This window comes from Streptomyces sp. NPDC002265, from assembly GCF_040296125.1.
Classification (GTDB): Bacteria; Actinomycetota; Actinomycetes; order Streptomycetales; family Streptomycetaceae; genus Streptomyces.
Genome location: NZ_JBEOWS010000412.1, coordinates 1 through 7,932, shown reverse-complemented (window position 1 = coordinate 7,932; position 7,932 = coordinate 1). Strand labels below are relative to the sequence as shown.

The following is a 7,932-nucleotide window of genomic DNA, read 5'->3' as shown; positions in this document are numbered from 1 at the left end:
TGAAGATGTCGCGCAGGTCGACCTTGGCCGGCTGCCCGGTGGGCCTGCGGTCGAGTCGGGCCTTTCTCCATGCCGTCAATGTCGGTTCGAGTAAGGCCCATCGGGCGTCGGACAGGTCGCTGGGGTACGGCTTCCGCTGGCTCACGCTGTAGCGTGATCATGGATTGCGGTGGTCGGCACTGTTCCGCTGCTGCTGGGCGTTTCTGCCTGATCTTCAAACTAGACGGACTTCGTGCTTGAGAACCGGAGCAAACGGGCGGGCAAGTCCGCAGCTCGATGAACGCGAGGGTGTGCGTATAGGATAAACACCCCAAGTGCGACGGCCGCGAAGGTCACTTACCAACACAGGCCATCTCTAAATGCCCTCTGAGAGCTTGCCGGCCAGTAGATCGGAGAAGGCGCGAGCGCCGTCGAGAGCCTCGCTCAGCAGGGCGCGCAATGCGGTGACCTCGGGGGTCAGACCGACTATGAGGGCGGTCTGTGCCCGGGTGTGCTCGGCGAGTTCTCTGCCCACCGGATGACGTTCGGCGTGATACGTGTCCAGGAGGTCCTCGCCGGCACGGCCCTGCACCACCGCGGCCAGCTTCCAGCCGAGGTTCATGGCGTCCTGGAGGCCCACGTTCAGGCCGACGCCACCCGCCGGCCAATGGATGTGCGCGGCGTCCCCGGCCAGCAGGACCCGGCCCGCGCGGTAGCGGGCCGCCAACCGCGTCGCGTTGCCGAAACGGGACAGCCAGGAAGGATCACGCATGCCGAAGTCGGTGCCCGCGATACGTATCGAGGCATCTCGCAGCTCGTCCAGCGTCATCGGTTCACGCGTCTGGTTCTGCGGGTCGTACCCGGTGACACGGAACTGTCCGCCGGGCAGCGGCACGACGAGGAGACGTCCCGCTTCGTTCAGAGCGGTGAAGCCGGGGGTCATCGGCGGTCGGTCGAGGGTCACCTCACCGAGGAATCCGTATGCGGACGTGCCGGAGCCCGGGAAGTCGATACCGGCCTCCTGGCGCACCACACTGCGGGCGCCGTCCGCGCCGATGACGTAGTCGGCGTCGACCGTGTACGAGCCCTCGGGCCCGCGAACTCCCACGGTCACCGACCCGCCGTCCTGTGAGAGCGAGGTGACGTCGTGGCCGCGCCGGACCTCCACGCCCAGTTCGGTGGCGTAGCCCTCCAGAAGCTGCTCGGTGACCGACTGGGGCTGGGCCAGCAGATACGGGAAGGCGGTCGGCAGGTCACGGAAGTCGACGCGTGCCTCGAGCATGCCGAAGTGCCAGTTCGGCAGGGGGCGGCCCCTGGCGATCACGTCCCTGTGCCGGTTGCGCAGCGCCAGAACTTCGATGGTGCGTGGCTGGATTCCCAGAGCCTTGGAGTGGGGGCTGCGCCGAGGGGCGCGTTCGAGGACGAGCGGGTTCACGCCCGCCACGGCGAGTTCGTGGGCGAGCCAGAGACCCACCGGGCCGGCTCCCACGATCACGACCTGTCGGTCGAAAGGTTCCTGCGAGGGCGTTTGAGGCGTGATGGTCATGTCTGTCGGTCTCCTTGTGGGCGGCAGGCCCGGCCTTATTGACCGTGTGGTCATTAGTGAGGTTAGCTCTGGCCCGGGTAAATGACCAAGCGGTCACCAGGAGGGCGGGGCGGCGACGGTAAATTCCTCGCATGGCTACTGCGCAGACTCCGCCCGCCCGCCCCCGCCGCGTCCGCGACCCGGAGCTGCACCGTCGCGCCATCCTCGATGCCGCGGCCCGGGCCTTCGCCGAGCGCGGCTACAACCGGGCCACGCTGCGAGACATCGCCCAGCGGGCCGGGGTCACCCACGGACTGGTGCTGCGCCACTTCGGCAGCAAGGAGAATCTGTTCCTCGCGGCGGTACCCGGTACTCGCTCCGTCGAGGACCTGACCGAGGACTCCGCCCAGCCACTGGCTGCCCGCATCGCACAAGAGTTCGTCCGCCGTCTGGAGGACCCCGAAGGCACCGACACCTTCGTCGCCCTGATGCGCAGTGCCACGGACGACGAGCACGCCGCCGCGAAGCTGTACATCGCCATGCAGCAACGCACCGACGAGACCTACCGCCGCCTGCTCGGGGAACACGCGCTGGAGCACCGGGTGCCGTTCATGGCCGCCCTTCTCGTCGGCGTGACGTTCAGCCGGTACGTGATCCGGGCCGGCTCACTGGCGGAGATGAGCGTGGAGCGCTTCACCGAGGACCTGACCGCTTCCATCGACGCGCTGCTCCGCGAGAGCCCGCGGATCTGACGCTCCGCACCGGTCGACGGCCGCCAGTGACAGACCTCGGCTGAACACGGGCCGCCGGTCGTCAGGCGCACAACGGGTTCGGGTTTCCGCTCCGTTCCAGCGCGTTGCTCGGCTGGATTGCGCCACGGTGGCGGGCTGTTGTTCGGGAACCTCGATGACCGCACCGGGGCCTCGGTACACGCCGTTCTGGGTGGGCGAGGCCAGACCGCTATCGGGCCCGAAGCCGTCACCGAACTCGGTGTGGAGGCGCCGAAGGAGTGCCGGCATTGGACGTCCGATGATGTGCTCTGCGGCTTCGACCTCAGGTGGCAAGACGATCGAAATACCGGAGTTCACACAGCAACGCACAAGGAACCTGCGTGGAGGTCGGCCGTGGTCCCCACGGGGACGTCTGGCTTCGCGATTTCAAGGAACGCAGCAGCCGAGTCGTCGGGGTGGCGGGCGTCGCTGCACGGCTCGGCCCGCTTGACCTACTTGAGGAGCGCCTTGCAGGCCAGGTGGGCAAGGCAGGTCTGTGCTCGGTCGAAGGACCAGGATCGTTCGCCGACCAGGGTCATCCACGCGTGCGGTCCCAGGTGAAAGTAGAGAAGATCCACGGCCTCTGAGCGGCTGATGTCCGGATGCAGAGCATCGAGCGTCAGCAGGCGATCAGTCACGCGGCTCAGGGCCTGGACGTAGTCATCGGTACCTCTGTCCAGCACTGCCTTGACCGCTGGTTCACCGGGAGGGTCCCGGTAGAAGAGACCGTAGACAAGGTCCCAGTGGCGCTCATGCGTTGCCCGCGTGCCCTCGGCGGTGAGGGCGATGACGGCGTACGGGTCGTCGCTCGCCTCTACTGCGGCCATGGTCGCTGCGACGGCGGGGTCCGAGAGGGCCGGCTCCAGCAGCGCCGCCAGGATGCTGGGCTTGTTTCCGACGCTGCTGTAGACGGTGGGTACGGCCACCTGCGCCGCTTCCGCGACCTCACCGATTGTCACGCCGGCATACCCGCGGGCCAGGAAGAGCGTATGCGCACTCTTGAGAATGGCTTCGCGGGTAGCGGCCGCTGAGCTGGCCCGGCGTGGCGAGTTGTACTTGCGAACGGTCACGGAGGCAGTCTAGTCCCTTCACGGTGAGTCAATATATTGACAATAAGCGCCAATAATGAATACGTTCCCCTACATGAATCCCCCCACCAGCGAACCAGCTGCTGTCATCGAGACTCGACTCGCCCACGACGTACACCGCCTCGCCACTGCACTCCTGGTCACCTCAGCCGAGCGCACCACGGTGCCGCTGAGCGCTCTTGGCCAGCTACGTGACTTCCTCGTCGTGAACCTGCGCCACCACCACGAGACCGAAGACCACGACCTCTGGCCGCGGATCCTGAAGACTGCGCCCGAGCTCGTCCAGGGTCTCCACGGACTCACCGACGAGCACGAACAGCTGGATGCCGCGCTCGAGAGACTGGCCGCCGTTGACATACCCGAGGATGGTCAAGAAACCGGTGCCCGCGAGGCGTTGCGGTCCGCAGCCGTCGCTGTGCGGGACACGGTCCTGGCCCACCTGGACCATGAAGAGCCGGTTCTCTTCCCGGCACTTCGCGACCACCTCAGCGCAGCGGAGTGGCGCGAGTTCGCACAAAAGGTGATCGCGACCACTCCGCCCGACGCCGGGCATCTCATGATCGGATTCCTCGACGAGGTGGGCACCCCTGACGAGGTTGCCCTCGTTCTGGCCGGCCTGCCCCTGCCGGTACTGCCTCTCCTGCCCGCGATGCGCCGGCAGGCAGAGGACGACCTGCGGACACTTCGCGGAAGTGAGGCGTGACGCCCGGGCCTGTCATGTGGCCGGATGCAGCGGACTCGGCCATCAAAGGTGACCTCACCGTCGCGGTCTCCTATGTCACTCCGGCTGGCGGTGCCGTGATCACGAGCGTCTCGCCGGCAGGCCTGGGGGACCGAGAACAGGGCCGGATCGGCTTCACCACCTCGCTGGGATTCCCGAAGAAGCTCGAACGCATCCTGCGGGATCCTCACGTGGCCTTCGCCTACCACACCCGAGATCACGGGTTCGCCGACACCACGGCCTACGTCCTGGCACAGGGCAAGGCGTCGGTAGATCTGCACCCGTCCCCCGAACGCCTCTCCGCGTTCATGAAGACCTCCGAAGCATTCCTGGGTGAGACCAAACACGGGCCACTCTGGGATTGGCTTCTGAGGGAGTACCACCAGCAGCGGGTCTTCGTCGATGCGGACGTGGAGCGCGTATCCGTCTGGGAAGATCTCGGCGCCCATGACGCCATGACGGTCACCGGGACGCCCTGGCCACGCACCCCGGCTGTACAGGCTCCACCGAAAAATGGCACAAGTCCGCGTGTGGACGTCGCCGAACTGATGCGGAGGATAGCCGGGTTGCCCCACAGATTGGTCGCCTACAGGGGCGCCGACGGGTTCCCGGTGATCCTTCCTGTGCGAGTGACCGGCCAAGACGCCGCAGGCCTGCACCTCGAAATTCCATCCGGCCTGCTGCCGCCGGGCGGCCGACGGGCCGGATTCCTGGCGCACAGCTTTCAGCCGCAGTGCATCGGACTCAGCATGCGTACCCTGACAGGGTGGCTGGACGTCACCGACGAAGGCGCTGTCTACGCGCCCCACACATCAAAGGGCCTGGCTGCGCCGCCGTACCGGACACTCCTGACCGTCTCGAACGGCCTCATGGCCAAGTACGGGCTCTGGCGAGCACAACGTGACGGCACAGCAGAGCGGTTGCGTAACCTCACCGCGCCGGCGAACGATCTCGGAACGACCCAGTAGAGAACGAGGGACAGCCAGGCTGAACTGCCATCTCCAACCCAAACCCACATTCTCAGCGCCTTGTCAGCGGCCGGCGGGACCGAACGGTCCCGCCGGACCGGCCCAGCGTGGGCGCCGCGGAGTTCCTCGCTCGGTGCCCGAGGGTCCTTGGTTCGCGACAGCGGGCGCATCACAGATTCCGGGGAGGAATCGTGCGAAGTGTGGCAACGCCCGGCGGCCAGGCCACTTCCGTCGGTCAGCAACAGAGAGGCGCAAAATACATGGGCGAGTACGAAAGCTGCAAGCGGCCGCCGTGCAGCCAGGTCGATGACGGCATAACTCGTGTGTTCGCTCTGCTCGGCAAACGCTGGACGGGTCTGGTCGTAGCCGTCCTGCTGCAACACCCGTTCTACTTCACCGAGTTGCGCCGTGCGATTCCTGGCATCACCCCGCGAATGCTCTCGGACAGGCTCAGTGAGCTCGTCACGGCCGGATTGGTCGCGCGAGACGTCGATGAGGGACCTCCACTACGGGTTGCCTACCGCTTGACAGACGTGGGTGTGGCGTTGAAGCCTGCGTTCGAGGCACTGGGACTCTGGGCGCACACCCATCTGTCCGCAACCGAATCTGCGGTGCAGAACTGATCGACCGAGGCGTGCTGTTCAGCTCTTCGCACTGCACGCAGCCCTGAACTGCAGGAGAGCAGACCAGGCGGTTCCGTCTGCAACGCGCAACACACTCGGCGAATCCGCCGACGGGTCTCTGGACAGACGGATGTGACGGGTCGTGGGGCAAGGCGCGCGGGGACGACGAACTTTTCGTGCCTGGTGTCATCCGACCAGCACTACGATCCGGGCCGCGCCCGGCTATTACGTCCCGGACCGCCTACTTCCAGCACTGAGCCTTCTCAGCGTGGCCACTGATCAGGTGACGTCGGTGAGGTAGGGGTGGTTGCCGCAACGGGGGCAGAGCTCCGGCTCCGTTGAGCAGGGTGTTCGACGCCTCAACCCATCAGCACATGAGCCCTGTTGGTTCCGTCACCGTTCTGTTCGCCGAGCAGGCGCCGGGCCTGCTGAAGACGCTGCGCGCGCACCACCCGGACTTGGTCCTCTTGGACGGCACGCTCGCGGTGTGCGACCGCGTCGGCGACGGCAGGGCCGACTGCTCCTCGACACACAAGCGGCACGGAGTGAACGTCGAGGTCTTCACGACCCGGCCGGCGAGATCCTGTGGCTGTCGTCGGCGCTGCCAGGCCGGACCTACGATCTGACGGCCGCCTGCACCCACAAGATGCCCCGTGTCTGCCCTGTTCTGCCTGTCGGACCGGCTGAAGTGGCGAATTCCACCTCACTGTCCCAGTCGTCGGCAATTGAAGTGGAAAGCCGCGCGCCTGCCGGCGTGACCAGCGCGAACCGGCGTCCACGCAGAACTTCGTAATGGCGCCGCTCGCCCGTCAGGGGGATGTCCGGGGCCCGTTTACCGGTGAGCGGGTGAGTGCCGACCGCCGCAGGATAGGCAATGTCGATCCCGGCCATGGCTCGCGCCAGTCGCTTGGTGATCGGCGGGAAGTGAAGGGCGGTGCGGGCAGCGAAGTCCCGCAGGCCGCACAGGGTCCGAGGGGTAGTCCACACCCCGCGCAGAAGCGCGCCGCTCCTGCGGATCACCCCGCGCCCCACCGGGTGCCTCTCGGCCTGATACGTGTCAAGCCGCGCATCCGGAGCCCGGCCGCGAAGGGACGCAGCAAGTTACCAGCCGAGGTTGGCCGAATCCTGAATACTGGTGTTCATGCTCACATCACCCTCCGGCGAGTGCACATGGGCGGCGTCCCCGACGAGGAAAACCCTGCCGTCCCGGTAGCGCGGACACTGCCGCTCGTCGCTCTGGAGGCGCGAGATCCAGCGCGGGTCGTGCATGTTTCGGGGCTCGGTGAGGGCCACGGGGGTCCGGCGGGACGACGGCGGCTGGGCGGTCGTCCCGCATGGTCTTCACCGTGCCGTCAGCGCTTGCTCCACTTCTGGTTGTCCTGGCCGTTGCAGGTCCACAGCTGCAGCCGTGTGCCGTTGGCGGTCCCGGTGTCCTTGACGTCGACGCACTTGCCGATCGCCGTGTTGACCAGGTCGTGCGACGAGTTGACCTTGAACTTCTGGGCCCAGCCCCCGTTGCACTTGGCGAGCTGGATCACGGCCCCGTTGGCGGTCGAGGCCCATGCGATGTCCATGCACAGGCCCATGGAGCGGGCGGTTCCGTCGGACCGGAAGTCCCACTTCTGCCAGTTGTTCCCGTTGCAGTCCCAGATCTCCAGCGGGGATCCGTCCTTGCCCTTGTCGCCCACGATGTCGACACACCGGCCGCCGCTGGCATGGCTGTAGACCAGGACTCCGGCGGCCACGTGCGTGGTCGTGCTGCTGGAGGTGCCGGACTGCGCTGTGCCGCCATTGCTGGAGGACGCGGACGAGGTGGACGACGAGGACTTGGCGGGGGGCTTCGACGAGGTGCCGCTCGCCGCCTTGCCGTCGTTCGTCGAGGAGGAAGTGCCCGACGTGGAGTCCTGCTTCGTCGATCCGCTCCCGCCGGAGCCGGACGAGCCCCCGGCCGCGCCGGACCCCGACGCGCCCGACTGCTTGCCGTCCGCCGTATGCGCCTCGGGGGAGCCCGAGTTGGGCTTGCCCGCCACGGGAGCGGCCGACTCGAAGGCGCCGGGGGCGCCGTCGAGGGGATCCTTCAGGACGGAGTCCGCGGTGCTGCCGGAACCACCGGCCCGGACGCCGCCGCCGTCGTCGCGGGTGCTGATCAGAAAGGGGACGGACACCAGCAGGGCGCCCGCTATGGCGGCGGCCGCCAGGATGGTGCGCGGCGGCCGGCCGGGCTGCCCCTCCCGTGCGGCGTCCGCGCCGGAGCCGTC

General features: G+C 67.3%; 8 protein-coding genes and 4 pseudogenes. 6 read left to right on the top strand and 6 right to left on the bottom strand.

The window, feature by feature from the left end; all coding sequences use genetic code 11:
- Both ABT085_RS40945 and ABT085_RS40940 read right to left on the bottom strand, forming a co-directional pair.
- A pseudogene (locus tag ABT085_RS40945) lies at positions 1-145 on the bottom strand (IS5/IS1182 family transposase); the annotation flags it as partial.
- 210 nt (positions 146-355) lie between these two features.
- Complete coding sequence (locus tag ABT085_RS40940; RefSeq protein ID WP_351620508.1) at positions 356-1,525, bottom strand: FAD-dependent monooxygenase; 1,170 nt, start codon at positions 1,523-1,525, stop codon at positions 356-358.
- A 131-nt stretch (positions 1,526-1,656) separates the two neighbouring features.
- Here ABT085_RS40940 and ABT085_RS40935 point away from each other — a divergent pair, with 131 nt between their 5' ends.
- Both ABT085_RS40935 and ABT085_RS40930 read left to right on the top strand, forming a co-directional pair.
- A complete protein-coding gene (locus ABT085_RS40935) occupies positions 1,657-2,256 on the top strand; it encodes a TetR/AcrR family transcriptional regulator (protein ID WP_351620505.1) in 600 nt (199 codons plus the stop codon).
- Between the two features lie 305 nt (positions 2,257-2,561).
- Positions 2,562-2,672 (top strand): annotated as a pseudogene (locus ABT085_RS40930) (DUF397 domain-containing protein); the annotation flags it as partial.
- Positions 2,673-2,726: 54 nt separating this feature from the next.
- Here the strand turns inward: ABT085_RS40930 and ABT085_RS40925 are convergent.
- The gene (locus ABT085_RS40925; RefSeq protein WP_351620503.1) at positions 2,727-3,344 is read right to left on the bottom strand and encodes a TetR/AcrR family transcriptional regulator; all 618 of its coding nucleotides are present in this window, start codon (positions 3,342-3,344) and stop codon (positions 2,727-2,729) included.
- A gap of 73 nt (positions 3,345-3,417) precedes the next feature.
- Between ABT085_RS40925 and ABT085_RS40920 the strand changes: the two genes are divergently transcribed.
- The 4 genes and pseudogenes from ABT085_RS40920 to ABT085_RS40905 form a co-directional block, all read left to right on the top strand.
- Complete coding sequence (locus tag ABT085_RS40920; protein WP_351620500.1) at positions 3,418-4,065, top strand: hemerythrin domain-containing protein; 648 nt, start codon at positions 3,418-3,420, stop codon at positions 4,063-4,065.
- Positions 4,062-5,051 (top strand): hypothetical protein, encoded by a 990-nt coding sequence (locus ABT085_RS40915; protein ID WP_351620497.1) that lies wholly within the window; start codon positions 4,062-4,064, stop codon positions 5,049-5,051. The genes ABT085_RS40920 and ABT085_RS40915 overlap by 4 nt, the downstream gene beginning before the upstream one ends.
- Before the next feature lie 260 nt (positions 5,052-5,311).
- Complete coding sequence (locus tag ABT085_RS40910) at positions 5,312-5,674, top strand: winged helix-turn-helix transcriptional regulator (RefSeq protein ID WP_351620494.1); 363 nt, start codon at positions 5,312-5,314, stop codon at positions 5,672-5,674.
- A gap of 398 nt (positions 5,675-6,072) precedes the next feature.
- A pseudogene (locus ABT085_RS40905) lies at positions 6,073-6,335 on the top strand (transposase family protein); the annotation flags it as partial.
- Here the strand turns inward: ABT085_RS40905 and ABT085_RS40900 are convergent.
- The 3 genes and pseudogenes from ABT085_RS40900 to ABT085_RS40890 form a co-directional block, all read right to left on the bottom strand.
- Entirely contained in the window at positions 6,290-6,565 is a 276-nt protein-coding gene (locus ABT085_RS40900) for an aromatic-ring hydroxylase C-terminal domain-containing protein (protein WP_351620510.1), read from the bottom strand. The pseudogene ABT085_RS40905 and the gene ABT085_RS40900 sit on opposite strands and share 46 nt — an antisense overlap.
- Before the next feature lie 174 nt (positions 6,566-6,739).
- A pseudogene (locus ABT085_RS40895) lies at positions 6,740-6,943 on the bottom strand (FAD-dependent monooxygenase); the annotation flags it as partial.
- An 83-nt stretch (positions 6,944-7,026) separates the two neighbouring features.
- Positions 7,027-7,932: ricin-type beta-trefoil lectin domain protein (locus ABT085_RS40890; protein ID WP_351620485.1), on the bottom strand; the 906-nt coding region annotated here is incomplete at its 5' end.